Raw genomic sequence first — 26,667 nt, forward strand, 5'->3', positions numbered from 1 at the left:
AGCGTGCTTCAAGCCCTTGTTCGGATGCGTGTCGTCATCCCAAAACCGCTGTGCACTTTTGGGCGACACGCAATGCCTCAGGCCGTCGAACCGACGACGCCCTCGACGAGATAGTCCATGCTTTCGAGTTCGATGGCGGTCTCGACGAAGGCCTGGCCTTCGGTCGCGACGACGGTGCCCTTGTTGCTCTTCAACGGTCCCTTGATGACGGAGAAGCCGCCCTTCATCATTTCGGCCAGCGTGGCGTCGAACTGCTTGCGCGCCGCTTCGCCGACGGCGGGGCCGAGCGGGCTCATCTTGACGAAGCCGTCGGCAAGGCCGCCGCGCGTGAAATTGGGCAGCGGCTTGCCGGCGATGAGGTCGTCGACGAACATCTTGTAGACCTTGGCCCAGTTCCATTCCGCGCCGGTCAGGTATTTTTCCGGCGCCAGCGGGCTCTGGTTGGCGTGGTAGCCGCAGATGAAGGCGCCGCGTCCGGCAGCCGTCTCGACCACCACCTTGGGGCTGTCGACATGGCAGGTGACGACATCGGCGCCCTGGTCGATCAGCGCATTGGTGGCCTCGGCCTCCTTCACCGCCAGCGACCATTCGCCGGTGAAGATCACCTGACAGGTGATTGCAGGATCGACCGAGCGCGCGCCGAGCAGGAAGGAGTTGATGTTGAGCAGGACCTGCGGGATCGGCTTGGCGGCGACGAAGCCGAGCTTCTTCGACTTGGTGGTGTGGCCGGCGACCACGCCGTTCAGGTACTGGCCCATGCCGATATAGCCGAAATAGGAGCCGGCGTTCATCGGATGCTTGTCCTTGTTCCACATGCCGCCACAATGGCGGAACTGCACGTCGGGGAATTTGGCGCACATGGCCAGCATATGCGGATCGAAATAACCGAAGGAGGTCGGGAAGATCAGCGAGGCGCCGTCGAGATTGATCATCGATTCCATCGTCTTCTGGACGTCGACGGTCTCGGGGACGTTCTCTTCCTCGACGATGGAGATGCCTTCGACGCCCTTCAGCGACGCAGCACCTTCGGCATGCGCCTGGTTGTAGCCATAGTCATCCTTCGGGCCAACATAGATGAAGCCGACGGTCGCGGCGGCGGCGCGCGCGGCGCGGATCGGAAAGGCGGCCGAGGCCAGACCGAGCGCCGCTCCGGCGGCGGTGGTCTTGAGCAGGTCGCGGCGGCTAAGCATGAATTTCCCGGTCATATCGAATGCTCCCCTTTCTTGGACCCTGGTGGGGTCGGTTAACGCCTCGTCAGGAAAGTGCATGCAATCGCTGTGCCAGTTCCTTTTTCTGATTTTCTGTAATAAAATCAACAGATGAATTTAGAAGGCCTGCATAAACCGAAGGCAAGTGCATGCACTTTTTGACTGAAAAGTAATCAATTTGACATTGAGGTCAAAATCTAGGCATACAGGGATGCGGCCTTGAGTCGAAACTGCCCGTGGGCCGTCCACCTTGCGGGCCGTCCGCAATAAACTGGGCGGAGGAGACGTGTCGGGAAAGCGCGGCTTGGTCAGGTCGGGGACGACCGTGGATCAGATGGTGCGGGCGATCGCCGACCGCATCGTCACCGGCTATCTGCGTCCCGGTGAAAGGCTCGACGAGGGCTCGCTTGCCGCCCGCTTCGACGTCTCGCGCACGCCGGTCCGGGAGGCGCTCGGCCAGTTGAGCGCCATGGGGCTGGTCGAAAGGCGGCCCAACAGGGGCGCCATCGTCGCCGTGATCACGCAGGAGCATCTGGCCTCGATGTTCGAGAGCATGGCCGAGCTGGAAGCGATCTGCGCGCGCTTCTCGGCCGAGCGCATGACCAGCGCAGAGCGCCGCTCGCTGGAGCTCGAGCATCAGGGGTCGGCGCGTCTGGTGCAGCTCGGCGCCGAGGAGGACTACGAGTATTTCAACACCGACTTCCACAGCAGGCTTTATCGCGGCGCGCACAGCACGCATATCCATGATCTGACCGTGACGACCCGCAGCCGGCTGGCGCCGTTCCGGCGCGCGCAGTTCATGCTGCCGGGCCGGCTGGCCAAATCCTGGCAGGAACATGACGTCATCGTCACCGCGATCATGCGGGGCGACGGCGCGGCTGCAGGCAAGGCGGCGCGGGACCACGTTTCGATCGTCAGCGAGGCAAGCGCGGTGTTTGCGGTCCCGAACCCGATGGAGTCGAGGCTCAGCCTATCCGTGCGTCGATGATCTCGACCGGACAGGCCCTAGTCGTGGATGGCGGCGAGAGCATCGGCTGATCTGGTCCAGCTAAGCGGACTTGCGCCAGCGGCGATGATCGGTCAAATCATAAGCTCACTTTGACAGGATCAGTCATGCAAGCCGCAAACCAGCAATACCGCGCCAGGCATTTTGTTGCCTGCGGTTTTTCTTTTGCGCGCGCGGGGTATCACTGATCATGCGCTGCTGCCGCCACGAGAATCTGCAGCGCGCGGAGGAGACCAAGGTGGGCTCGCATGTCGTTCGCGACGGTTGGACCGAAGGGGTGCAAGGCGCGTCGCACCCGGCCCTTCGGCCGGCCATCAGGCGGGCGTCCGTCCTCGGATAACGCAGCTTAGATAACGCCCCACCCGGAACGGACATGCCCGCCGAAGCGATCTCTCCTTCGTATGGACATGAGCAATGCCTGACAATCTGAACACCTCATTCCCCGGCGCGGACACGCAAAGCTGGCTGAAGACGCACGCGATCAACGAAGTCGAATGCTTCGTGCCGGACGTCAACGGCGTGTTGCGCGGCAAGACCTTGCCGGTCGCCAAGTTCCTCAAGTCGCTCGACGACCGCGCGCTCTATTTGCCGAGCAGCGCGTTCCTGGTGGCGATCGATGGCCGCTATTCCGGCTCTATCGACGAGGGCTTTGCCTATTCCGATCCGGACATGCGCATGGTGCCCGACGTTTCGAGCCTGTGCCTTGCGCCCGGCAGTGCCGGCAGAGCCTATGTTTTCGCCGATACGTTCCACATGGACGAACGGCCGTGGATGGCTTCGCCGCGCCATGTGCTGAGGGCGGTGCTTGAGCTTTATGAGCAGCGCGGCTGGCGCGCGGTGATGGCGCCGGAACTTGAATTCTATCTGACGGCGCCAAACCCGGATCCGGATCGCCCGATCACCGCGCCAACCGGGCGCAACGGCCGTCCGGAAAGCGTGCAGCATCCTTACGACATGCAGGCGATGGAGGAGTTCGAAGCGGTGACGCAACGGATATACGACCATGCCGCTGTCACCGGGCTGCCGCTGGAGACGCTGATCCATGAATCCGGCACGGCGCAGCTCGAGATCAATCTCCTGCATGGCGATCCGCTGGCGCTCGCCGACAAGGTGCTGCTGTTCAAGCGCCTCGCCAGACAGGCGGCGCAGGCGAACGGCATGCACGCCACCTTCATGGCCAAGCCGATCGCCGCGCAGGCGGGCAGCTCGATGCATCTGCACATGTCGATCGTCGACCGGAAGGGCGAACCCTTGTTCGCCGGCGAAGACGGCGAGGACAGCGAAATGTTCGCGCATTTCATCGGCGGCCTGCAGAAATACATCCCCGAGATCATGCCGCTGTTCGCGCCCAACGTGAATTCCTACCGGCGTATCCGCCCGAACCACAGCGCTCCGGCCAACATCGAGTGGTCGCACGACAATCGCTCCTGCGGCCTGCGCGTGCCGATGGGCGGCCGCGCCGCCCGCCGCATCGAGAACCGGCTGCCGGGAGCGGACGCCAATCCCTACCTTGCCATGGCCGGCTCGCTGATCGCCGGCTATCTCGGCATCGAGGAGAAGCTTGCGCGCTCGCCGGAAGCCTTCGGCAATGCCTATAAAAGCAAGAGCACGCTGCCAAAGACGATGGAGGAAGCGCTCGATCGTTTCGCCGCCTGCGAGCCCGTCCGGGCGTTGCTCGGCAAGGATTTCTTCCAGACCTATCTGCGCGTGAAGAGCGTTGAGCTCGACCTGTTCCAGAGCGTCGTGACGTCCTGGGAACGCGACCACCTGCTGCTCAAGGTGTGACCATGGCTTCGCGTTCGACAGGTTTCAATTCCGGTCTCGATATCGGCAAATCCTATTATGTCGCGACGGCCAATCCGGCGCCCGACCATCCGGCACTTGCCGGCGATGTCGAAGCCGACCTGGTGGTGGTGGGCGGCGGCTGCACCGGCCTTTCGGCGGCGCTGCATGCGGCTGAACGCGGGCTGAAGGTGGTGCTGCTCGAGGGCGGTAAGATCGGCTGGGGCGCCTCGGGCCGCAATGGCGGCCAGATGATCCCCGGGCTGCGCAAGGGCGCCAAGGGGCTGGTCAAGTCCTTCGGGCCGGAGCGGGCGAAGGCGCTGTTCGACCTCGCCTTCGAGGCACGCGGGCTGGTGCTCGACATCATCGAGCGCTACGGCATCGAATGCGATCTGCGCCAGACCGGGCACCTGGTCGGCGCGGTCAGCGCTTCGGATGTGCGCGACTTCGAAGACGAAGCCGAATGCCTCGCCAAGGTGATGAAGTTCACCGATGTCGAGATCCTGTCGGCGGCTGAGGCGCGGCAGATGGTCGACACGCCCTACCAAGGCGCGGTGTTCGAGCCGCTCGGCGGCCACATGCATCCGCTCAACTACACGCTGGGGCTTGCCCGCGCGGCGGTCAGCGCCGGCGTCGTCATCCATGAGAATTCGGTTGCGGTCCGGCTGGAGCGCGAGCCGTCGATCCGGGTGTTCACCGACAAAGGATCGGTCCGGGCCCGGCATGTTGTGCTGGCCGGCGATGCGCTGTTGAAAGGATTGGAGCCGCGCGTCAACAGCCGCATCATGCCGGTCGGCAACTACATCGTCGCCACCGAGCCGCTGGACGGAAAGGCCGACGTCATCCCGGCCAATGTCGCCGTCTCGGACACGCTGTTCGTGGTCAACTACTACCGCATGTCGGCGGATGGCCGCCTGCTGTTCGGCGGCGGCGAGCGCTACACGCCGTCGCCGCCGGCCGACATCGCCGGCTTCGTGCGGCCGCATTTGGAAAAGACCTTTCCACAACTCAAGGGCTGCCGCATCTACCACGCGTGGGGCGGGCTGGTGTCGGTGACGACGTCGCGCCTGCCGCATGTCGGGCACTATGGCGAGGTCTATTTCGCGCATGGCTATTCCGGCAAGGGCGTCATCCTGTCGACGCTGTCGGGCAAGCTTTTGGCGGAAGCGATCACAGGCGACGCCTCGCGGCTCGACCTGTTCTCGACGCTGACGCCGATGCCGTTCCCCGGCGGCACCGCGTTGCGCGGGCCGCTCTATGTGCTCGGCATGCTTTGGTACGCCATGCGCGACCGGCTCAGGCACTGAGGGTCTATTGATATTCAGGTGAGGCCGGCCTGCAAATGGCGGTCTCCTGCGCTTCCGGTGCTTACCTGAATCCCAACAGACCCCGGGCTGGCTTTCCTGCCCCCGGCGTGGCTAATGTTTGGCGGCGCCGGGGACGAGTCTTCGGTGTTGCAGCTAGGGAAGACCGATGAACATCGAGCCGGGCCGACTGACGAAGAAGGAACGACATGAGCTGATCCTGTCGGAGGTCCGGCGCTCCGCCTCGATCCGTATCTCGAAGCTGGCGCGCCGCATCGGCGTCGCCGGCGAGACCATCCGCCGCGATCTGATCGAGCTCGGTGATGCGGGGCTCATCAACCGCACCTATGGCGGCGCCACTATCTCGCTGGTGACGTCGGAACCGGTGATCGCCGAACGCGGCCTTACAATGGTCGAGGAGCGGGCCCGCATCGGGCGCGGCGCGGCCGGGCTGATCGAGAAAGGCTCGATCGTGATGATCGACGGCGGGTCGACCACCTACGAGGTGGCGCGCAGCCTGTCGCAACACGGCCGAGACCTGACGATTATCACCAACTCCATCGGCGTCGCCTCGGTGGCCGGTGCCAATCCCGGCTTCCGCGTCATCCTCTGCCCCGGCACCTATGACAGCCGCGAGGCCGCGGTGCTGGGCGAGGACACGGTCGAATTCGTGCGCCGCTACAATGCCGACGTCGCCATCATCGGCGCCTCGGCGCTGAACGCCGAGGGGCCGAGCGACATGATCTCGGGCGCGGCGGCGGTGAAGCGGGCGATGATGAGGCGGTCGCTGTCGACGATGCTGGTCGTCACCAACGACAAGTTCGGCCGCAGCGGCCTGGAGCGCGTCTGCGCGCTGAACGAGATTTCCGATGTCGTCACCGACAGCGAGCCGGCAGCCGAACTGCGCGCCGCGATCGACGAGGCGGGCGGCGAGCTGCACGTCTTTGCCGACGGTTAGGGCTGTAGCCGGCTAGTCTCTTTGTTGTTGCGCAATTCCGGACGGAAGGCTACGGCGAGTCGCCGAGCCCAACCGCTGCGCACTTTTCCTGGAATTGCTTTAGGCGTCGCGGTTGGTCAGCGCGATGTGGCAACAGTCGGAGCCGTGGCCCGGCGTCCAGGTGACATTGGCGAAGCGCACGCCGGTCGCCTCGAACAGGCCGCGGTCGAAGGCGCCGGCGATGCGGCAGAGCGTGGCAAGTTTTTCCTCGCCGACGCCGGCCTCGGCCCAGGCGTCCTTCAGCGGGCAGCGCTTTACCTTGAAGGCGATGTGGTCCGGCCCGCGATCGACGTCGGTCGGATACATGCGCCCGCCGTCAGGGCTGACGGAGAGGAACGCTTCGCCGATCGCCGGCGCGTCGTTGGGGCCGAAGTTGGCGAAAGCCGCTGCCGCGACTTCCCGGCCGCGCTTCTCGATGCTGCGGATCATCACCGCCTCGGCCTTCTCGGCGCCGAGCTCGGCGATCAGTTCGTCGAGGATCAGGCGGTAGAGATCGGCGCGGTTGCGGAAGGCGGAATCAAGCTCGCGCGACAGTTTTTCGGCTCTGGCGGCGTGGGGGTCGGTCATGACGCATCCTGATTTTGTAGTTTGACCATGATCTTGTCCGCAGATCGGTTGCCACTTTGCGGGATCATGGTCGGTTCCTGATCAGTCTTGGTGTCGCCGCGACCAGCGCCTTGCCGATCGCCGATTGCGGTTTGGCGATGACGTCGCGGGCATCGCCGCTCTCGGCGATCCGACCGGCATCGAGGATGACGACGCGATGGGCGACGGCGCGGATGACACCGAGATCATGCGAAATGAACAGATAGGCGATGCGTTCCTGCCGTTGCAGGTCGAGCAGCAATTCCAGGATCTGTCCACGCACCGATACGTCGAGCGCCGAGACGGCCTCATCGAGCACGATCAGCGACGGCCGCGTGGCGATGGCGCGCGCGATCGCAACGCGCTGGCGCTGGCCGCCGGAAATCTCGTGGATGGCGCGCGCAGCAAGGCCGGCGTCGAGGCCGACGCGCTCCAGCAGTGCCGCGATCCGGCGCGGGCGATCGGCGCGCGAAGCGATGTTATGGGTGCGCAAAGGGTCGTCGAGCACGCGCGCCACGGTGGCGCGGGGATTGAAGGCGGCGAGCGGATCCTGGAACACCATTTGCACCTTCGCGCGCTTGGCGCGCAGCGTAGCGCCCGACAGCGCAAGCAAGTCCTGCCCTTCGAAATCAATGCGGCCGGCATCGGGCTCGATCAGCCGCAGCACCAGCTTGGCGATCGTAGATTTGCCGCTGCCGGAGGGGCCGGCAACCGCCAGCGTTTCGGCCGGGTTGATTTCGAAGGACACGTCGTCGACTGCCGCGAAAGGCTTGCCGCCGCGGCGGTAGCGCTTGGCGAGACTGGAGACGGTAAGCACGCTCATGCCGGGCTGCCTTGCCGGTCGAACAAGGGCTCCGCGTCGAGACCGAGATGGGCGTCGAGCAATGCGCGCGTGTAGGCGTGGCGCGGCGCGTTGAGGATCTGGTCGGTCTCGCCGAGTTCGACCAGTTCGCCATGGCGCAGCACCGCGATACGATCGGCAAGGGAAGCTGCGAGCGCGATGTCGTGGCTGATGAAGATGAGCGTCATGCCGTCCTCGGCCACCAACCGGCGGATCAGGGAAACGATCTCGGCCTGGACGATGGTGTCGAGCGCGCTGGTCGCTTCGTCGGCGATCAGGAGTTTCGGTGCGGCGGCGATTGCCGCGGCGATGGCCACGCGCTGCTTCTGGCCGCCGGAGAGCTGGTGGGGGTAGGCGTGGAGGGTGGCGTCGAGATTGGGGAGGCGGACGCGTTCGAGCAGGGTTTTGGCCTTGGCGATGGCTTCGCGCCAAGTGAGGTGGAGATGCGTGTGCGCGACCTCGGCGATCTGCTTGCCGATTGGCATGACCGGGTCGAGGCTGGAGGAGGGGTCCTGGAAGACAAAGCCGATGTCGCGACCGAGGAGGGGGTGGCTTGTGGCAAGTGCGGACGGTTGGCGATCCTTCGCCCCCCTCTCTGTCCTGCCGGACATCTCCCCCTCAAGGGGGGAGATTACGCTGTGATCTCCGCCTTCGCCAATCTTCGAGGCCGCAAGAAGAGGGCCGGCGACGGAACTGCCAATCTCCCCCCTTGAGGGGGAGATGTCCGGCAGGACAGAGAGGGGGGCCTTGGCGCCAGCGCTTGCCGGCAGGAACCAATCCATGCGTCCGCCAATCTCCACACCCCTCGCCAACAACCCCGCAACCGCCAGTGCCAGGGTGCTCTTGCCCGAGCCGCTTTCGCCAATGATCGCCAGGCGCTCGCCTGCGAGAACGTCCAGGCTCACACCTTTCAGCGCCGCCACACCGTCGCGCTGATACCGCACCGACAGATCCCGAATGGAAAGCAACACCGTCACGACAGGCTCCTGCGCACTGCGGTGCTTTCCACCACGCCCTCCCCAGCGAGATAGACGCCGAGAACGGTCAGCACGAGCGCAACGCCGGGAACGATCGACAGAAACGGGGCGGTTCGCAAAACAGTGCGCCCCTCGGAGATCATGCCGCCCCAGGTGACGCGGTTGGGGTCGCCGAGCCCAAGGAAGGAGAGCGCTGCCTCTGTCAGGATCGCCGCCGCGACGATCACGGAAGACAGCGCCAGCACCGGCGGGAGCGCGTTGGGAAGCACCTCGCGAAAAGCAATCTCCAGCGGGTGCATGCCGATGACGCGCGCGCCGGCAACATAGTCGCGTTCGCGGATCGAGAGAACCTCCGCGCGGGCGACGCGCGCGGGTCCGGTCCAGGCGCCGAGCGTGATCGCGGCGACGACGACGCCCAGCGAGGGACCGACAATGCTGACAAAGGCGAGCGCGAGAAGAAAGCTCGGCACGGTCTGAAAGGCGTCGGTGATGCGCATGAGCGCCTCGTCGATCAGGCCGCCGGCGAAGCCGGCCAGAGTACCGACAACGGCACCGATCAGGAGCGCCGCCGCGGCTGCCGCCAGCCCAACCGCGAGCGAGGTGCGGGCGCCGTGGAAAAGCTCGGCCAGCACGTCGCGGCCGAGGCGGTCGGTACCGAGCGGCAGCGACCAGTCCTGAAATGGCGGCAGCAGCGCCGGGCCGGCGATCGCCTGCGGGTCGCCCGGGAAGAGCAGCGGCGCCGCCAGCGCCATCGCGGCCAGCAGGGCGAGGATAAGCGCGCCCGCGACCGCTTCCGGGGTGCGGAAGAAATGGCGTAGCCAGTTCATGCGCTTGCCTCGCCTGCGCCGACGCGCGGATCGAGGACAGCGTAGGCGAGGTCGACCAGAAGGTTGATGATGACGACGAGGATGGCGCTAACCAGGATGATGCCGAGCAGCAGCGGCGTGTCGCGTCCGGCCACGGCTTCCTGCGCCAGGCGGCCGAGGCCGGGCACGGCAAAGACGCTCTCGATGACGACGCTGCCGCCAAGCATCTGAGCCGATTGCAGGCCGAGCATGGTGACCAATGGCAAGAGCGCGTTGCGGGCAACATGAGCAAGCACGATGCGGCGCCGCGTCAATCCCCTCGCGCGAGCGGCAAGGACAAAATCCTGCCGCCAGGCCTCGGCCATGCCGGCGCGCATCATGCGCAGATAGAGCGCCAGATAGATGAAGCCGAGCGCCGAGACCGGCAATACGAGATGGATGGCGATGTCGGTGGCGCGGGAAAACCCGGTTTTGCCGGAGGCGATGGTCTCGATGCCGCCGATCGGTAGCCAGCGCAAATCGACGGCGAAGACGACGATGAGCACAAGGCCGAGCCAGAAGCCGGGCACGGCATAGAGCGCCAGCGATCCGATCGACAGGAAGCGGTCGCGAAAGCTGCCAGGTCGCGCACCGGCATAGACGCCGAGCGCGGAGCCGAGGCCGAAGGAAAGCGCGGTGGCGCTGCCCATCAGGACCAGCGTGGTCGGCAAGCGTTCAAGGATGATGTCGCGGATCGGCCGCGAGAAGGTGACGGACTGCCCGAGATCGAAATGCAGCAGCGCCCAGAGGTAGTTGGCGAGCCGCGTCAGTTCCGACTGGTCGAGGCCCCAGCGGTGGCGCAGCAGTTCGATCATGCCGGCGTCGCCGCCGGTCGAGACGATATAGGCGTCGACCGCATCGCCTGGCGCGGCTTCGAGAAGAAGGAAGCTGCCGATGACGACGATGAGCAGCACGAAGACGCTGCCGACGAGACGGCGGCGGAGGAGGCGGAGGGCGCGGGTCATGGCGAAAGGACGCTGCTCGCAATCCTCCGAGGTCGCGCTCTACGGTAAGGAACTCTCATTCTCGAAGCTGAGCACCCCGACTGCCGATCCGCAAGTGCCGGATCAGCCCGCCAAATAGGTGTCCGCCCAGTTCGACACCGCCCAGCGCGGGTTGTTGGCGATGTTGCCCACCCTATCGCGCGCGACGCTGATAAAACTCCACTCCGCAACGTTGATCAGCGGCAAATCGGCAGCCACCTTCTTCTGGAACTCCTTGTAGAGCTCGGTGCGAGCCGAGGTGTCGAGCGTCTCGGACGCCTTGACGATCAGCGCGTCGAGCTCTGCGTTCTTGTAGCCGCCCTGGTTGGAGAAGGGGACGCCGTCGGGAATGCCGCTCTGCACCAGGATGGTGGTCGAGATCGCCGGATCGCCGCGGAACACCGGCGGGCCGACGGCGAGGTCGAAGGCATGGTCGGTGTAGACGGCCTTGATGTGGGCGGCCGAGTCGTTGTTGACGATCTCGGCGTCGATGCCGATGGCAGCGAGCGCCTGGCGCAGGTAATCGCCGAACTGCTTCGTCTCGTTGAAATAGGGAGCCGGCAAAAGCTTCAGCGCGAAGCGCTTGCCGTCATCGGCGCGCTTGTAACCGGCTTCGTCCAGCAGCGCATTGGCCTTGGCGACGTCGAAAGGATAGGTCGGCACGTCGGCGGTGTAGAATTGCGGGTCGTTCTTCGGCACCGGGCCGGTGGCGGTCGCGGCGTAGCCGAGGAAGACCGTCTTGACGACGAAATCCTTGTCGATGGCATGGGCGATTGCCTGCCGCACTTTCAGATCGGCCAGTTCCTTGCGGCGGTGGTTGATCTCGACGACGAGTTGATAGGTCAGCCCCTCATAACCCTTGGTGATGACCTTCAGTCCCGGCACCTTGGAGATCCGGTCGAGATCGGCGAGCGGCACGGCGGAGAAGGCGGCGAGCTGGATCTCTTCGGCTTCGAGCGCAGCCGCGGCGGACGTGCGGTCCGGCAGCACCTGGTAGACGATCTCGTCGAGATAGGGCTCGTCCTTACCCCAATAGGCGTCGTTCTTCGTCAGCCGGTAATATTGGCCGGCCTTGTATTCGGCGAATTTGAACGGACCGGTGCCGACCGGCGCGTTGTTGGCCGGGTTTTCCTCGATCTTGCCCACCTCATAAAGGTGCTTCGGCACGACGCTCGACAGCGCCGGCAGCGCGTTGCGGATCAGCTGGAACGGCGTCGGTTTGGCGAATTTGAAGATTGCGGTGAGGTCGTCCGGTGTGTCGACGGCCTCCAGATCCTTGAACACGGTGCGGCCGAGATTCTGCAGCGGCTTCCAGATCTGCAGCGCTGAGAAGGCGACGTCGGCGGCGGTGAAGGGCTTGCCGTCATGCCATTTGACGCCGTCGCGCAATCTGAAGGTCACCGACAGGCCGTCGGCCGCACCTTCCCAGGAAAGCGCGAGCCGCGGCTGAAGCCCGTCCTTGCCGTCGAAGGAGGCTTCGGCCAGCGTCTCGACGATCTTGCTGGAGATGAAGAAGACGCCGTTGGAGGCGACGATCGCCGGGTTGAGGTTGCGCGGTTCGGAATCGGCGGCCAGAACGAGACGGCCGCCCTTCTTCGGCGTCTGCGCAAAGCCGATGGTCGGCAGCGCGGTCGAAGCCAGCAGCAGGGCCGAACCGGCCAGCAGGCCGCGGCGTGAAATCGTGAATTCGGACATCGTTCAAACTCCCCTCTTCGCACCGTGGCAGGTGCGCCAATGCCGTGATTATGGCTCTCGGCAACGGTTTCGCCAGAGACGGATTTGGCGCATCATGGCTTGGCTTTGAAATTTCCGTCCGCTGGACCAGCCAGTCGAAAGACACTCCGATGTCCTTGTCTGGTAGGACCAGATTATGACGAAGCAGGTGCCGAGGCTCAGACAGAAATCGCCCTTGGCGCCATTTGGTCAATTCTGGCTAGACCAGAGCGGCCAAAATGATGCAGATTTGACTGACAGCCATAAATCATAACGTTCGGCGCTCCTGCAGCCGATGAAGATAGGGAGAGGCAGATGAACATTGCTCCGGGCAAGGCCGAGGTCAGCAGCGTTCCGTTCGACCAGGCGCGGGTGGACCGGTTGATGGAAGAGGCCGGCATCGACGTGCTCTTCGCCACCTCCAAGCACAACACGCAATATCTGCTCGGCGGCTACAAGTTCATCTTCTTCGCGGCGATGGATGCCATCGGCCACAGCCGCTATCTGCCGATCGTGCTTTATGAGAAGGGCGGGCCGGAGCATGCGGCCTATATCGGCAACAAGATGGAAGGCGGCGAGCATCAGAACCATCCGTTCTGGACGCCGACCTTGCACGCCGCCTGCTGGGGCACGCTCGATGCCGCCAATCTGGCAGTGGAGCACCTACGCAAGATCGGCAAGGAAGCCGCCCGCATCGGCATCGAGCCGGGCTTCCTGCCGTCCGACGCCTATGCGCTGGTCCGCAAGGCGTTGCCGGACGCGAAGCTGATCGATGCGACCGGCATGCTTGAGAGCATGCGCGCCATCAAGACCGAGGCGGAGCTGGAGCAGCTGCGCATCGCGTCCGAACTGATCACCGACTCGATGCTGGCGACGATCGCCTGGGCGCGCGAAGGAACAACAAAGGCCGATATCATCGAGCGGCTAAGGCGCGAGGAGACCAATCGCGGCGCGCATTTCGAATATTGCCTGCTGACGCTGGGCTCCAGCCACAACCGCGCTTCGTCCAGCCAGGCGTGGAAAAAGGGCGAGGTGCTGTCGATCGATTCCGGCGGCAATTATCACGGCTATATCGGCGACCTCTGCCGAATGGGCGTGCTCGGCGAGCCGGATGCCGAGCTGGAGGATCTGCTGGCCGAGGTCGAAGCGGTGCAGCAGGCAGCCTTTTCAAAGGTCAAGGCAGGCACGCTGGGCGGCGACATGATTTCGCATGCGGAAAGCCTGCTGAAGGCCTCGAAGGTCGCGGCCTATACGGATTTTTTCGCCCATGGCATGGGGCTGATCACGCATGAGGCGCCGTTCCTGATGACCAACCATCCGGTCGCCTATGAAGGCACCTATGCGGCAAAGCCGCTGGAAAAGAACATGGTGCTGTCGGTCGAGACGACCATGCTCCACCCGACGCGTGGTTTCATCAAGCTGGAGGATACGGTCGCGGTGACGGACAGCGGTTATGTGATGTTCGGCGATCGCGGTAGGGGGTGGAACAGGGGTGGGGCTGCATAAAGCGAAAGGCTGGCGCTGCCCCTCATCCGCCTGCCGGCACCTTCTCCCCGTATAGTGACGGGGAGAAGGGAGCTGCTGCTATCTCGGCGCTCGTCTTGCAACTTCGAAAATTGGCGAAAGCGCAGATGAAAGCGTCTTTCTCCCCGTCACTATTCGGGGAGAAATGTCCGGCAGGACAATGAGGGGCAGCGCTGCCCTGGACAGGAATTAAATCTACTATTGCCCCGCCGGCAGCAGCCTGAAATCCGGCAGATCGCGAAGTGCCAACTCAGGCCCCGCGGGCGAATAGACGACGAAGAGCTGCATCGGCTGGTCGCCGGTGTTGAGCGTCGAATGGAAGCGGCTTTCCGGCACATAGATGGTGCAGCCGGGGCCGACCTTCGCCACAACCGGATTGCCCTTCTCGTCCTCCACCATCTGCTCGCCATGGCCGGAGATGACGAAGATGATCTCCTCGGCGCCCGGATGGTTGTGGCGGGTGTGGCCCTGGCCGGGCGGCAGGTCGACGACGCCGCCGGAGAAGCGCTCAGCGCCGTTCACTTCCGGCGCGACGGTCAGCGACAGTCTGCCCCAATCGAAGCCGAAGGCGCTGACATCCTTCGGGTAGACGAACACTTTGCTCTTGTCGGCCATTGCCTCATCCCTTCGTTTTCATTTTTGTCGGGGCATCGGATTTCCCAGAACCGGCTTCCACTTTTAGGTCCGATGCCCCAGCGCGACCGCCTTGAAATCCGCCGTCTGCCTGGCGATTGCCGCCTCGGCCGGCAGCCGTTCCATCGAGCTTGCGCCATAGAAGCCGTGCAGCCCCTCGCAGCGCTCGAGGATGTAGCGCGCGTCATCGGGCATCGAGATCGGCCCGCCATGGCAGAGCAGGATGACGTCCTTGCGCACCGAGCGCGCGGCATCGGCAATGGCGTCGATCTCCTTGACGCAGGCGTCGAGGGTCTTCGCCGAGGTGGCGCCGATCGAGCCGCCCGTGGTGACGCCCATATGGGCGACGACGATATCGGCGCCGGCCCTGGTCATGGCGCGCGCCTCATCCGGATTGAAGACATAGGGCGTGGTGAGAAGGTCGAGCTTGTGCGCTTCGGCGATCATGTCGACCTCGAGCCCAAAACCCATGCCGGTCTCCTCGAAGCTCTGGCGCATGGTGCCGTCGAACAGGCCGACGGTCGGAAAATTCTGCACGCCGGAAAAGCCCATCGTCTTCAGCTCGGAGAGCAGCAGCGGCATGATGACGAAGGGATCGGTGCCGTTGACGCCGGCCAGCACCGGCGTCTTCTTCACGACCGGCAGCACCTCATAGGCCATCTCCTTGACGATCTCGTTGGCGTTGCCATAGGCGAGCAGGCCAGCGGCCGAGCCGCGCCCGGCCATGCGGTAGCGGCCGGAATTGTAGATGATGATCAGGTCGATGCCCCCGGCTTCCTCGGCCTTGGCCGAGAGGCCGGTGCCGGCGCCGCCGCCGACGATCGGCACGCCGTCGGCAATCATCTTGCGGAATTTCTCCAGGATCGTTTTGCGCGGAATGGCGGCCATGCCTTTTTGTCTCACTTGCTGGCAATGTCGAGGAAAGCCTCGGCGGCGGCCGTGGCGAATGCGGGATCGTTGATGTGCAGCGGCAGGCGCGTCACGGTGCGGTCTTTCGTCGGCTCGATCGTGCGCTCGATGGCATCGAACAGCGCTTGATCGGCCTCCGGGTCGAAGAAGGCGCCGCCTTCTATATCCAGCGCCGAGACGCCTTTTTCCGGGATCAGGAAGTGGACCGGACCGTCGCAGCGGGCGAGGCGGCCGCCGATCCATTCGCCGATCCGGCGGCATTCCTCCGCCGTGGTGCGCATCAGCGTGACGTTGGGATTGTGCTCGTAGAAGCGACGGCCGCGGTAGCGCTCCGGAATTGTCGGCGGTGCCCAGAAGTTCACCATGTCGAGCGCTCCCACTGAGCCGACATAGGGCAATTTCGTGCGGGCGATGGCGCCGAAGCGATCTTCCGTCGCCGGCAACACGCCGCCGAACAGCAAATCGCAGACCTCGGTCGTGGTGATGTCGAGCACGCCGGCGAGCAGACCGCTGCCGGCGAGCCTTTCCATCGAGCGGCCGCCGGTGCCGGTGGCGTGAAAAACCATGCAGTCGTAGTCGGCGCGCAAGCGGTCGACGATCGCCGTCACGCAAGGCGTCGTGACGCCGAACATGGTGAGCCCCAGCGCCGGCTTGCCGGCGGCGATCGGCGCCGGTTTCGCGGCCATGCCGGCGATCGCCTGGGCGGCATTGTGCAGCACGACGCGAGAGAGCCTGTTCAGTCCCGCCATGTCGGTCACCGACGGCATCATGATGATGTCGGACACGTCGACATAAGGCGCGGTATCGCCGGAGGCCAGCGTCGACACCATGAGCTTCGGCAGGCCGAGCGGCAGCGCGCGCATGCCGGCAGTGACGATCGAGGTGCCGCCGCCACCGCCGATGCCGATCACGCCGGCGATGTCGGCGCGCGACTGGATGAAACTGGCGAAAGCGGTGCCCATGCCCGCAACGGCGGCGCCGCGGTCATCGGTGCCCAGAACCGCGTGGGCTCCCTTGGGATGATGCGCGGCGACCTCGTTTGCGGGGACGTCGACCGGGACGGTGGCGCCGCGCGTGCCGATATCAACCCGCACGACCGCGCCACCGGCAGTAGTGACGGCATCGGCCAGGAAGGCGAGCTCCTCACCTTTGGTGTCGGCGGTGCCGACCACATAGATGCGCTTCATGCGCGTTTCCCCGTCGTCGGCCATGGTCGGCTTTGCCGCCCGCCTGCTTTTTTGCCCCGCGCTCAAGCTCCTCGGCAAAAGCCTCGTCGCTGGTGGAGACCCCGTCCTTGCCCGGCGTTGCGCCATTGTAAATTTTTGAGACGCGCGTATCGTATTGGTATGGATGTCTCACGTCAACAAGCCGCCTCAAGCGATGATGCCGCCCAGGCGCCGGTCGTCGAGAAGGGGGCGCGCGCCCGTACCAGGCGGCTGATGCTGGAAACGGCGACAAGGCTGATGCAGTCCGGCATGACGCCCTCGGTCAGCGAGGTCGCGGAGGCGGCGGAGGTTTCACGCGCAACCGCCTACCGGTATTTCCCGAGCCAGGCGGCGCTGGTGCAGGCCGTGGTCGATGAAGGGCTCGGCCCGATCCTCAACTGGAAGTCTAAGTCGAATGATGCCGAGCGGCGCGTGGCGGACCTCTTCGCCACCGCGATGCCGCGCATCGAAGCCTTCGAGGCGACGTTCAAAGCGGCGCTGAAGCTGTCCCTCGACCAATGGGCGCGGCGCCAGGCCGGCACGCTCGGATCGGAGCCCGCCTTCACGCGCGGCCATCGCGTCGACCTGCTGAAGGACGCGATAACGCCGCTCGAGGGCCGCCTGAAGCCGCGCCAGTTCAGGCGCTTGGCGCAGGCGCTGTCGCTGGTGTTCGGCGTCGAGGTGGTCACGGTGCTGAAGGACATCTGGGGGCTGGACAGCGCCGAGATGATGTCGGTGGCGCAATGGGCGGCGGGGGCGCTGGTGCGCGCCGCGATGGCGGAATCAGGAGCGAAATGAGCAGGAATGTCGGCAGCGTCAAAGTTGACAGCCGCTTAGATCTGGTTCGACCAGATTGCGAAGCCCGTTTCGAATGTTAGTTGTGGTGGGCGGCCCGCGACAAGGGCTCCACATATCGCAGAGTAGGAAAAACAAGGGAAAACAGCCAGATATCGCAACGGTCCGCTTGTTCGGCTGCTATCGGACGCTTAAGAAAGCGCTTGACGCCAAGCTGAAATTGGTAATACCAGATTAAGACCGACAACGCGGGTCAAAAGTAAAGGCTGCGACCCATTTCCGGCAGGCGAGGAGGGCCCGGAACCGGGGAGGTGCATCACAGGAGGAACTACCAGGGTCGGCCTCACCGCCGGCTCGCATGACACGGTGGAATGCGCACAAGGGAGGAAAACTATGCGCAAGATAATGACCAGCGTGATCGCTGGTATCGGGTTGGCACTTGCCTGCGGGACATCCGTCCGCGCGCAGGACAAGGAACTCACCATCTTCTGGGCGGAATGGGATCCGGCGAACTACCTGCAGGAACTCGTCAACGACTACACGGCCGAGACCGGCGTGAAGGTCACGGTTCAGACCACGCCGTGGCCCGACTTCCAGACCAAGGCTTTCACCGAATTCAACGCGCATGGCGACGCCTACGATATGGTTGTCGGCGACTCGCAATGGCTGGGCGCCGGTTCAACGCAAGGCCACTATGTCGACCTGACCGACTTCTTCAACCAGCACAAGCTCAACGACGTGATGGCGCCCGCGACCATCAAATACTATGCCGAATATCCAGGTGGTTCCAGCAAGTACTGGGCGATCCCGCTGGAAGGCGACGCGATCGGCTGGTCCTACCGGAAGGACTGGTTCGAGGATCCGAAGGAGAAGGAAGCGTTCAAGGCGAAGTACGGCTACGACCTCGCCGTGCCGACGACGTATGCGCAGCTGCGCGACATCGCCGAGTTCTTCCACCGTCCGGACCAGAAGCGTTACGGCGTCGCCATCTACACCGACAACTCCTATGACGCGATGGCGATGGGCGTCGAAAGCGCCATCTTCAGCTATGGCGGCGATCTCGGCGACTACGCCACCTACAAGGTCGACGGCATCACCAATTCGAAAGAGGCTGCAGCCGGCCTCGACATGTACAAAGAACTCTACAAGTTCACGCCTCCCGGCTGGGGCAAGACCTTCTTCGTGGAAGACAACCAGGCCATCACCGGCGGTCTCGCTGCCATGAGCATGAACTTCTTCGCCTTCTTCCCGCCGCTGGTGAACAAGGCCACAAACCCCTATGCCGACGCCACCGGCTTCTTCGCCAATCCGGCCGGTCCGGACGGCAAGCGCTTTGCTGCTCTCGGCGGCCAGGGAATCTCGGTCGTCTCGTATTCGAAGAACAAGGACGAGGCGATGAAGTTCCTGCAGTGGTTCATCAAGGACGAGACCCAGAGGAAATGGGCCGAACTCGGCGGCTACACCTGCAGCCAGGCCGTGCTGAAGTCGGATGCTTTCCAGAACGCAACGCCCTACAACAAGGCGTTCTACGACACGATGTTCATGGTCAAGGACTTCTGGGCAACGCCTGAATACGCCGAAGTGCTCGATCAGCTGAACCAGAACATCTATCCGTTCGTGGTCGGCGGCAAGGGCACCGCCCAGGAGGCGCTCGACAAGACCGCCGCCGACTGGAAGGCGACCTTCACCAAGTACAACCGCTACAAGTAAGCACCACAGTCAGAATGCCGGAGGAGGGTTTCCCCTCCGGCATTCCTGTTTTCAGGGAGACATTCGTTGGCTTCGGTAGCCCTCACCAATCTTGATCCGGCCTCCAGGGCCGCCGCGCGCGGCTGGTCGGATCTGACCATCCGCAACCTGTTCATCATCCCGACGCTGGTTTTCCTGATCGTCTTCAACATTTTTCCGCTGATCTATTCGCTCGGCTATTCCTTCACCAATTTCGCCGCAAACCGCAGCGAGCCATGGCAATTCGTCGGCTTGCAGAATTATCGCGAGCTGCTCAGCGACGACCACATCTGGTCGAACTTCGTCATCACAGCGAAATACGTCATCGTTTCGGTGGCGGGTCAGATGGTCGTCGGCTTCGGCCTTGCGCTGCTGCTCAACCGCTCCTTTCCGATGAAGGGCCTGATCACCACGCTGCTTTTGTTGCCGATGATGATGTCGGCGGCGGTCGTCGGCCTGTTCTGGCAGCTGCTCTACAGCCCGTCCTGGGGCCCGATCAACTACGTCTTCGGCCTTGGCGACTTCGCCTGGCTCTCCAATCCCGACAGCGCGCTCTACGCGGTCGCGATCACCGACATATGGATGTGGTCGCCCTTCGTCATGCTCTTGTCGCTTGCCGGCCTGTCGGCGGTGCCGCAGCATCTCTACGAGGCCGCCGCGATCGACCGCGCCGGATGGTGGTACACCTTCACCCGCATCACCTTGCCGCTGGTCTCGCCGATCCTTCTGATCGCGCTGATCTTCCGCACCATGGAAGCTTTCAAGACCTTCGACATCGCCTACACGATGACGACCCAGCCGACCGCCGAGCTGATCGCGATCCGGCTCTACAAGCAGGCCTTCCAGCAGTGGGATACGGGCAAGTCCTGCGCGCTGGCCTACATCGTGCTGATCATGGTGCTGGCCATCACCAACCTCTACGTGAAGTATCTCAACAAGGTGAAGGAGCGCTGACATGGCCGCCGTCCGCACTTCTTCCGAGGTCGCTTTCAACCGCATCGCCATCGCCGCGGTGCTGGTCGCGACGCTGATCTTCCTGGCGCCGATCTACTGGATCGCCTCGACGGCGTTCAAGCCGAAGGAACTCGCCGTCAGCGTGCCGCCGACCGTGCTTTTCCAGCCGGAAGTGACGCCGTTCATCCGCCTGTTCACCAAGCGCGTCCAGATGCAGAAGCCCGTCGACCCGCAAGTCTACGAGGCCGCGCCGTGGTGGGAAAAGCGCATCTATGACGGCGGCGAGCGGGTGCTGAAGGTCGGCAAGGACGTGCAGCTTTCGCAATATCCCGACCGGTTCATGAACAGCCTGATCGTGGCGGTGATCAGCACGGTGCTGGCGGTCGGCATGGGAACCTTCACCGCCTACGGCTTCTCCCGCTTCAAGATCGCCGGCGAGGCGGATCTTTTGTTCTTCATCCTGTCGACGCGCATGCTGCCGCCAGTGGTGGTCGCCATCCCGATGTTCCTGATGTACCGGATGGTCGGCCTCAACGACTCGCATATCGGGCTGATCATCCTCTACGTCGCCTTCAACCTGTCCTTCTCGGTCTGGCTGATGAAAGGCTTCATGGATGAGATCCCGAAGGAATATGAGGAAGCAGCGCTCGTCGACGGCTACACGCGCATGCAGGCCTTCTTCAAGATCGTGCTGCCGGAAGCGGCGACGGGCATCGCTGCGACAGCCGTGTTCTGCTTCATCACTGCCTGGAACGAATACGCCTTCGCGCTGATCATGACCAACCGGCGCGCCCAGACGGCGCCGCCCTTCATCCCTTCGCAGATCGGCTCCGGTCTGCCGGATTGGACCACGATCGCGGCAGGCACTTTCCTGTTCCTGCTGCCGGTCGCGATCTTCACCTTCCTGCTGCGCAACCATCTGCTTCGCGGCGTGACGTTCGGGGCGATCCGCAAATGAGTTTTCGAGCCGCCAACGAGAAGTACCTTTTGCCGGCCTCGCAGATCCTGATGGTGCTCGGCATCGTCGCGCTCTGCCAGCCATGGAGCCTCAACCTGCATTCCTACGGCGTGACGATCATCCTGATCGGGCTGATCGGCTTCAACATCACGTCCAAGATCGCGCCGGAGCAAAGCGAGGAAACCGGCGCCGCGACGCATGAGGGAGCCCGGCAGTGACGCAGATCGAACTTCGCGGCATCGAGAAATTCTTCGGTGCCGTCCAGGTCATCCACAATTTGAACCTCGCCATCGCCGACAACGAGTTCATCGTGCTGCTCGGCCAGTCCGGCTGCGGCAAGACCACGACGCTGCGCGCGGTCGCGGGGCTGGAGACGATCGACAAGGGCGACATCCTGATCGACGGCAAGCCGGTGCAGCACCTCAAGGCCGCCGACCGCGACATCGCCATGGTGTTCCAGTCCTTCTCGCTCTACCCGCATATGACGGTGTTCGAGAACGTCGCCTTTCCGCTGCGCGCCACGCGCATGAGCAGCGGCGAGGTCGACAAGTCCGTGCGCGAGGTCGCCCGGGTCCTGCGTATCACCGACCTGCTTGACAAGCGGCCGTCGGCGCTTTCGGGCGGCGACATGCAGCGCGTGGCGATCGGCCGGGCGTTGGTGCGGCGGCCGAAGGCGATGCTGATGGACGAACCGATCGGCGCGCTGGACGCCAAGCTGCGCGAGGAGATGCGGGCCGAGATCAAGCGCCTGCACGTGAAGCAGGGGTCGACCACGATCTACGTCACCCACGACCAGATCGAGGCGATGAGCCTCGCCGACCGTATCGTCATCATGCACGAGGGCTTCATCCAGCAGGTCGGCACGCCGGACGAGGTCTATTCGCACCCGGCTAATTTGTTCGTGGCACAGTTCGTCGGCAGCCCGGTGATGAACATCGCCGAGGCCCGCGTCGCGGATCAGGCCGGCGCCGCTTCCGTGACGGTCGGCGAGGCGCCGGCGGGCTTCGAGTTCCCCCACCAACTCCTGTCCAAGCTCAACGGGCATGCAGCCAATGGCGGCCTGACGATGGGAATCCGGCCGGAGGGCGTGCTTGTCCGGCACGATGCGGCGCCCGGCTACATGCCGGTCGAGGCGAGCATCATCGAGCCGTTGGGATCCTTCGACATCGTCGACCTCAAGGTCGGCTCCACGATGCTGCGCGCGCGCACCAAAGCCGGTTACGTCTCGGGTCCCGGCGAGAGGGTTCATGTCCGCATCGATCCTGAGCAGGCGCATTTCTTCGACACGGCAAGCGGCAAGTCGCTTGGGGTGAGATTGTGATGGCCGAAGGACATGAAAGGCCAACGATTTGGACTTTCGAACAATCGAACGCCCGGAGCCATAGCGGAGGGCTGATCACCCTCGAAATGGAAATGAGACAGTAGACATGGCCCATATCGAGCTCAAGAACATCACCAAGAAGTTCGGCAGCCACACCGCGCTGACCGGCCTCAACCTCGACATTGCCGACGGCGAGTTCTTCGTGCTGCTCGGCGAAACCGGTGCCGGCAAAACGACGACGCTGCGCCTGATCGCCGGGCTGGACAAGCCGACCGAGGGCCAGGTTCTGATCGACGGCGTCGACGTTGCCGGGTGGGGTGCCGCGGAGCGCGACGTGGCGCTGGTGCTGCAGCAATATTCGCTCTATCCGCGCTACACGGTGCGCGAGAACCTCGAATTCCCACTGAAGCCGAAGATCCGCCGGCTGCCGGATGCCGAGATCAAGGATCGTGTCGCTCGCGCTGCTCGCACGCTCAGGATCGAGCATCTTCTCGACCGTAAGACCGACCGGCTTTCCGGCGGCGAGATGCAGCGCGTCTCTATCGGTCGTGCCATCGTGCGCAAGCCGCGCGTCTTTCTGATGGACGAGCCGCTGTCGGCGCTCGATGCCAAGCTGCGCGAGGCGCTGCGCACGGAGCTGAAGAATTTGCAGATGCAGCTCGGCGCCACCTTCCTGTTCGTCACGCATGACCAGATCGAGGCGATGTCGATGGGCGACAAGGTCGGCGTCCTCAACCATGGCCGCATCGTCCAGACCGGCACGCCGCAGGAGATATATAACAATCCGCGCGACACCTATGTGGCGAGCTTCGTCGGCTCGCCGCCGATGAACCTGATCGACGGCAAACTGGTCAACGACCGCGCGGTGATGGCGCCGATGAATTTCGAACTGCCGCTTGCAACTGGGGGCAAGAGTTTTGGCGGGGGCAGGACGAGTGGCGCGACCGATGGCCGGCCACTCGTCTTCGGTATCCGTCCGGAGGACGTGTATCTGGAAAGCAGCGCTCCGGTAGAGGCCCAGGTCCACGATGTCGAGAACCACGGCGTGGAAAAGATCCTCACGCTCAGGGTCGGCGATACCATGCTGCGCGCCACCGTGCCGGCCAGGACAGATGTCGCGATCGAACAGGCCGTGCGCTTTGCCTGGAATCCCGACAAGGTGGTGATGTTCGACAAGGGCAGCGGGGTGAGCCTGCGGCATGCAGGATAGCGGCTTCGCCTGCCGCCTTATCGCGCCGCGCCCGACCAGGCCAAGAGCCGGCGGGCAGCCTGGCTGACGGGTCGACCGCCTCTGACCATGTCAGCCATCCACCATCATGCGATGACCGAAGCCACCGGCCTCCTTGGCGAAAACGGACGTTCCGGCGCCGCCTAGGCGGCGCGACCGTCGAACGCGAAGACCTCCACCACGGCAAGATCGACGTCCTCGAGGCAGTTGACGTTGATATAGGCCGTTCGCTCGCCGCTTTCGCCGACATCCTCGGCGAACGGATGAATGCCGCAGGTGCGGCAGAAACGATGCGCGATTTGCGCCTTGCCGAAAGTGTAGCGGCCGAGGTCATCGCCCCAGGCGACCAGGCGCAGGCTGCCATGCGGCACGGCCCACAGCAGCGCGCCCTTGCGGGCGCAGATCGAGCAGTTGCAGCGCACCGCGCCGCCGATCTCACCCTTGACCTCGAACGCCACCTTGCCGCAGTGGCAGCTGCCTTTGTACAGCATCAGCATCTTCCCATCGCTGGCAGGGTGCAAAGGCACGCTTGCCGGGTTATCTCTTTGCCGGCCCAACATCGGGCCGCGCCTAAAAGACGCTGCAACTTTGCAAGGCCCGACATCGAAAATGCAATCCGTCCGCGACCGTCTTGAAAACATCCTGTCACGTCTTGCCAATCGCGCGGCCGACGAGAAGGTCTACACGAAGCTCTATAGCGAGGCGGCGCGGGCAGCCGCCGATGCGTCCGACGCTCGCCGCAAGGCCGGCGTCAGCGTTGGCCCGCTCGACGGGCGCATCGTCTCGATCAAGGACCTGTTCGATGTCGCCGGCGAGCCGACGAGGGCCGGGTCGCTGATCCACGCCGGCGCCGCGCCGGCAAAGCGGGATGCGATAATCGTGCAGCGTCTGCGCCACGCGGGCGCCGTCATCCTCGGCAAGACCAATATGACCGAATTCGCCTTCACCGCGATCGGCGACAATCCGCATTATGGCACGCCCGGCAATGCCGCCGACGCAAGCCTGATCCCGGGCGGTTCGTCATCGGGAGCGGGCGTTGCAGTCGGTGAGGGCACGAGCGACATGTCGATCGGTTCGGACACCGGCGGCTCGGTGCGCATCCCGGCCGCGCTCAACGGTGTCGTCGGCTTGAAGCCGACGGCGAAGCGCGTGCCTTTGACCGGAGCCTTTCCGCTGTCGATGACGCTGGATTCGATCGGTCCGCTTGCCCGCAGCGTCGCCGATTGCGCGCTTGCCGATGCGATCATGGCCGCAGATGAGCCGGCGGCGCTTCAGCCGGCATCGCTCGCGACCTTGCGCATCGGCATCCCGCGTGGCGTGCTGTTCGACGAGATGCAAGCCGAGGTCGCCGGAGCTTTCGAGGGCTGCATCGACAGGAGCGGGCAAGCCGGTGCGCGTGTCGCCGATTTGTCCATCGACGATCTCATCGCGGAGATGCGCGCGGCGACCAGAAGCGGCACGATCGCGTCGATGGAAGGCGCCGAAGTGCATGCCGACTGGCTGGCGAGCCGCGCCTCGGTGCCGGTCGATCCGCATGTCACTGGGCCGTTGTCGCGCGCGCTGGCGGTTCCCGCCTCGACCTATATCCGCACGATGCGCCGTCGCGGGGAGCTTGTGGCGGCCATGACGGAGCGGCTGGAGACGGTTGATGTGCTGGCATTGCCGACCGTGCCGATGGTCGCGGCGTCCATTGCCGCCATGGCCGGCGACGAGGCGTTGCGCGACAGGACCGAAGGGCTGCTCTTGCGCAACACGCAGGTCGCCAACCAGTTCGACCTCTGCGCGATCTCGCTGCCGATGCCCGGCACGAAACTGCCGGCCGGGTTGATGCTGGTGGGCAGGCATGGGGAAGATCGGCGGCTTCTATCCATCGCGGCAGCCGTTGAGGCTTTGCTCGGCCGTTGATGAGGATGCCGCGAGCCGAGGCAAAATTGGCGTCAGGGAAATTTGCCGTTGCGTTCCTTCGCGCCCCCCTCTGGCCTGCCGGCCATCTCCCCCACAAGGGGGGAGATCAGACGTCACGCCGGCTTTCGCCAATCTCTGACGCTGCAGGATCGAGCGCGGCGTTGAAACTGCAAATCTCCCCCCTTGTGGGGGAGATGTCCGGCAGGACAGAGGGGGGCGCTGTCCCGCCAGCGTCTCCGGCCTGCGTCGTCGCAACGCTCCGGGCGAATTAATCGCCAGCCGGAAAGCGTTGCCGGTAGTGCTCGATCACTTCCGGATTGCGCAGGTTGACCGGCAGCTTGCCGGCGAGCACCAGCAGCGCCTCGCCCGCCGCGCCGACGCCCATGCGCATCATCGATTCCTCGGTGATGCCGGCCATATGCGGGGTGATGATCACATTGTCGAAGCCGAAATAGGGATGGTTGGGCGGCAGCGGCTGCGTGGAAAAGACGTCGAGCGCCGCACCCCCGATGCGGCCCTTTTGCAGGGCTTCTATCAGCGCCTCGTCATCGACCACCGGACCGCGCGAGACGTTGATCAGCAGCGCATTGGGTTTCATGCGGGCAATGCGCTCGCGGCTGATCAGGCCGCGCGTTTCGTCCGTCAGCGGGCAGCAGAGCAGGATGATGTCGCTTTGCTCGACCAGCGCGTCGATCGACAGGAAGCCGACACGTTCGGGCGCCGGGCGCAGGCTGCGCGTCGCCGCCACGACATTGAGGTCGAAGCCGTGCGCGGCGATATGGCCGACAGCCTGGCCGACCGCGCCGAGGCCGACAATGCCGATCGTCTTGCCGGCCAGCTCGCTGGTCGAATTGGCATGCTCGCGCCCTGCAAGCCAGCCCTTGGCGCGCAGGTCGCGGTCCATCACGCGGAAGCGCCGCAGCAAAGCAAGCGCGGTGAGCATCACATGCTCGGCGACGGAGCGGGCGTTGACGGCGGGCACGTTCGCGACCAGCACGCCGGCGGTGGTCGCCGCCTCGACCGGGATCATGTCCAACCCGGCGCCATGGCGGATCGCGGCGCGCAGGTTCGAAGCACCCGCAAACAGTTCCGGCGGCAGCGGCGCGCGCACGATGACGATGTCTGCGTCGCGGGCCTCAGCGGTCAATGTCTTGGGATCGAGCGCGGAAGCGACGACCAGCCGTCCGGCGCCCGCCAGCATGGCCGTGGCGCGAGGATGCAGCGGATGCGTCGTCAGGATCTTGCGCATGGAGGGTCCATTTGTTT

The 26,667-nt window shown here is 64.4% G+C and carries 25 protein-coding genes; 13 read left to right on the forward strand and 12 right to left on the reverse strand.

The features are described 5' to 3' along the window. Positions 1 to 77 precede the first annotated feature (77 nt). Positions 78 to 1,205, reverse strand: coding sequence for a BMP family ABC transporter substrate-binding protein (locus CK230_RS22745; protein WP_095819394.1), 1,128 nt, complete (start codon positions 1,203 to 1,205; stop codon positions 78 to 80). A gap of 337 nt (positions 1,206 to 1,542) precedes the next feature. Here CK230_RS22745 and CK230_RS22750 point away from each other — a divergent pair, with 337 nt between their 5' ends. The 4 genes from CK230_RS22750 (at position 1,543) to CK230_RS22765 (ending at position 6,258) form a co-directional block, all read left to right on the forward strand. Continuing rightward, a complete protein-coding gene (locus tag CK230_RS22750; RefSeq protein ID WP_245430034.1) occupies positions 1,543 to 2,196 on the forward strand; it encodes a GntR family transcriptional regulator in 654 nt (217 codons plus the stop codon). A 432-nt stretch (positions 2,197 to 2,628) separates the two neighbouring features. After that, positions 2,629 to 3,999: a glutamine synthetase family protein gene (locus CK230_RS22755; RefSeq protein ID WP_095819395.1), complete on the forward strand. Its 1,371-nt coding sequence runs from the start codon at positions 2,629 to 2,631 to the stop codon at positions 3,997 to 3,999. 2 nt (positions 4,000 to 4,001) lie between these two features. Then, the gene (locus CK230_RS22760; protein WP_095819396.1) at positions 4,002 to 5,303 is read left to right on the forward strand and encodes an FAD-binding oxidoreductase; all 1,302 of its coding nucleotides are present in this window, start codon (positions 4,002 to 4,004) and stop codon (positions 5,301 to 5,303) included. A gap of 166 nt (positions 5,304 to 5,469) precedes the next feature. Further along, a complete protein-coding gene (locus CK230_RS22765) occupies positions 5,470 to 6,258 on the forward strand; it encodes a DeoR/GlpR family DNA-binding transcription regulator (protein ID WP_245430025.1) in 789 nt (262 codons plus the stop codon). A gap of 99 nt (positions 6,259 to 6,357) precedes the next feature. On the opposite strand, the gene CK230_RS22770 is transcribed toward CK230_RS22765, so the two are convergent. The 6 genes from CK230_RS22770 to CK230_RS22795 all read right to left on the reverse strand — a co-directional run bounded on the left by CK230_RS22770 (position 6,358) and on the right by CK230_RS22795 (position 12,223). Then, positions 6,358 to 6,864, reverse strand: coding sequence for an L-2-amino-thiazoline-4-carboxylic acid hydrolase (locus tag CK230_RS22770; protein ID WP_095819397.1), 507 nt, complete (start codon positions 6,862 to 6,864; stop codon positions 6,358 to 6,360). Between the two features lie 64 nt (positions 6,865 to 6,928). Next, positions 6,929 to 7,705 (reverse strand): ATP-binding cassette domain-containing protein, encoded by a 777-nt coding sequence (locus CK230_RS22775; RefSeq protein ID WP_095819398.1) that lies wholly within the window; start codon positions 7,703 to 7,705, stop codon positions 6,929 to 6,931. Continuing rightward, a complete protein-coding gene (locus CK230_RS22780) occupies positions 7,702 to 8,700 on the reverse strand; it encodes an ABC transporter ATP-binding protein (protein ID WP_176480181.1) in 999 nt (332 codons plus the stop codon). Before CK230_RS22780 ends, CK230_RS22775 begins: the two co-directional genes overlap by 4 nt. Continuing rightward, a complete protein-coding gene (locus tag CK230_RS22785) occupies positions 8,697 to 9,527 on the reverse strand; it encodes an ABC transporter permease (RefSeq protein ID WP_095819399.1) in 831 nt (276 codons plus the stop codon). Before CK230_RS22785 ends, CK230_RS22780 begins: the two co-directional genes overlap by 4 nt. Continuing rightward, on the reverse strand, positions 9,524 to 10,510 hold the full coding sequence (locus CK230_RS22790; RefSeq protein WP_095819400.1) for an ABC transporter permease: 987 nt from the start codon (positions 10,508 to 10,510) through the stop codon (positions 9,524 to 9,526). The genes CK230_RS22785 and CK230_RS22790 overlap by 4 nt, the downstream gene beginning before the upstream one ends. Before the next feature lie 102 nt (positions 10,511 to 10,612). Next, a complete protein-coding gene (locus CK230_RS22795) occupies positions 10,613 to 12,223 on the reverse strand; it encodes an ABC transporter substrate-binding protein (RefSeq protein ID WP_095819401.1) in 1,611 nt (536 codons plus the stop codon). A gap of 333 nt (positions 12,224 to 12,556) precedes the next feature. Here CK230_RS22795 and CK230_RS22800 point away from each other — a divergent pair, with 333 nt between their 5' ends. After that, entirely contained in the window at positions 12,557 to 13,747 is a 1,191-nt protein-coding gene (locus CK230_RS22800) for a Xaa-Pro peptidase family protein (RefSeq protein ID WP_095819402.1), read from the forward strand. A 216-nt stretch (positions 13,748 to 13,963) separates the two neighbouring features. Here CK230_RS22800 and CK230_RS22810 read toward each other — a convergent pair whose 3' ends face one another. The 3 genes from CK230_RS22810 to CK230_RS22820 form a co-directional block, all read right to left on the reverse strand. Continuing rightward, on the reverse strand, positions 13,964 to 14,380 hold the full coding sequence (locus CK230_RS22810; RefSeq protein WP_095819403.1) for a cupin domain-containing protein: 417 nt from the start codon (positions 14,378 to 14,380) through the stop codon (positions 13,964 to 13,966). A 63-nt stretch (positions 14,381 to 14,443) separates the two neighbouring features. After that, positions 14,444 to 15,286, reverse strand: a complete 843-nt coding sequence (locus tag CK230_RS22815; protein ID WP_095819404.1) for a phosphoenolpyruvate hydrolase family protein — start codon at positions 15,284 to 15,286, stop codon at positions 14,444 to 14,446. A gap of 11 nt (positions 15,287 to 15,297) precedes the next feature. Next, a complete protein-coding gene (locus CK230_RS22820; RefSeq protein ID WP_095819558.1) occupies positions 15,298 to 16,494 on the reverse strand; it encodes a Tm-1-like ATP-binding domain-containing protein in 1,197 nt (398 codons plus the stop codon). Positions 16,495 to 16,653: 159 nt separating this feature from the next. Between CK230_RS22820 and CK230_RS22825 the strand changes: the two genes are divergently transcribed. The 7 genes from CK230_RS22825 (at position 16,654) to CK230_RS22855 (ending at position 23,478) form a co-directional block, all read left to right on the forward strand. Further along, positions 16,654 to 17,310 (forward strand): TetR/AcrR family transcriptional regulator, encoded by a 657-nt coding sequence (locus CK230_RS22825; protein ID WP_095819405.1) that lies wholly within the window; start codon positions 16,654 to 16,656, stop codon positions 17,308 to 17,310. Positions 17,311 to 17,700: 390 nt separating this feature from the next. Next, complete coding sequence (locus tag CK230_RS22830) at positions 17,701 to 19,017, forward strand: extracellular solute-binding protein (RefSeq protein WP_095819406.1); 1,317 nt, start codon at positions 17,701 to 17,703, stop codon at positions 19,015 to 19,017. Between the two features lie 66 nt (positions 19,018 to 19,083). After that, positions 19,084 to 19,989 (forward strand): sugar ABC transporter permease, encoded by a 906-nt coding sequence (locus CK230_RS22835; protein ID WP_042640683.1) that lies wholly within the window; start codon positions 19,084 to 19,086, stop codon positions 19,987 to 19,989. Between the two features lies 1 nt (position 19,990). Beyond that, positions 19,991 to 20,947 (forward strand): carbohydrate ABC transporter permease, encoded by a 957-nt coding sequence (locus tag CK230_RS22840; protein ID WP_095819407.1) that lies wholly within the window; start codon positions 19,991 to 19,993, stop codon positions 20,945 to 20,947. Further along, complete coding sequence (locus CK230_RS22845) at positions 20,944 to 21,165, forward strand: hypothetical protein (protein WP_095819408.1); 222 nt, start codon at positions 20,944 to 20,946, stop codon at positions 21,163 to 21,165. Before CK230_RS22840 ends, CK230_RS22845 begins: the two co-directional genes overlap by 4 nt. Continuing rightward, positions 21,162 to 22,268, forward strand: coding sequence for an ABC transporter ATP-binding protein (locus CK230_RS22850; protein WP_095819409.1), 1,107 nt, complete (start codon positions 21,162 to 21,164; stop codon positions 22,266 to 22,268). The genes CK230_RS22845 and CK230_RS22850 overlap by 4 nt, the downstream gene beginning before the upstream one ends. A gap of 106 nt (positions 22,269 to 22,374) precedes the next feature. Then, positions 22,375 to 23,478, forward strand: a complete 1,104-nt coding sequence (locus CK230_RS22855) for an ABC transporter ATP-binding protein (RefSeq protein ID WP_095819410.1) — start codon at positions 22,375 to 22,377, stop codon at positions 23,476 to 23,478. A 161-nt stretch (positions 23,479 to 23,639) separates the two neighbouring features. Here the strand turns inward: CK230_RS22855 and CK230_RS22860 are convergent, their stop codons facing one another. Then, positions 23,640 to 23,987 (reverse strand): GFA family protein, encoded by a 348-nt coding sequence (locus CK230_RS22860; RefSeq protein WP_095819559.1) that lies wholly within the window; start codon positions 23,985 to 23,987, stop codon positions 23,640 to 23,642. Positions 23,988 to 24,105: 118 nt separating this feature from the next. On the opposite strand from CK230_RS22860, the gene CK230_RS22865 reads away from it, so the two are divergent. After that, the gene (locus tag CK230_RS22865; protein WP_095819411.1) at positions 24,106 to 25,401 is read left to right on the forward strand and encodes an amidase; all 1,296 of its coding nucleotides are present in this window, start codon (positions 24,106 to 24,108) and stop codon (positions 25,399 to 25,401) included. 268 nt (positions 25,402 to 25,669) lie between these two features. Here the strand turns inward: CK230_RS22865 and CK230_RS22875 are convergent, their stop codons facing one another. Continuing rightward, positions 25,670 to 26,650, reverse strand: a complete 981-nt coding sequence (locus tag CK230_RS22875; protein WP_095819412.1) for a hydroxyacid dehydrogenase — start codon at positions 26,648 to 26,650, stop codon at positions 25,670 to 25,672. Between the last annotated feature and the right edge of the window lie 17 nt (positions 26,651 to 26,667).

This window comes from Mesorhizobium sp. WSM3859, assembly GCF_002295065.1.
Taxonomy (GTDB): domain Bacteria; phylum Pseudomonadota; class Alphaproteobacteria; order Rhizobiales; family Rhizobiaceae; genus Mesorhizobium.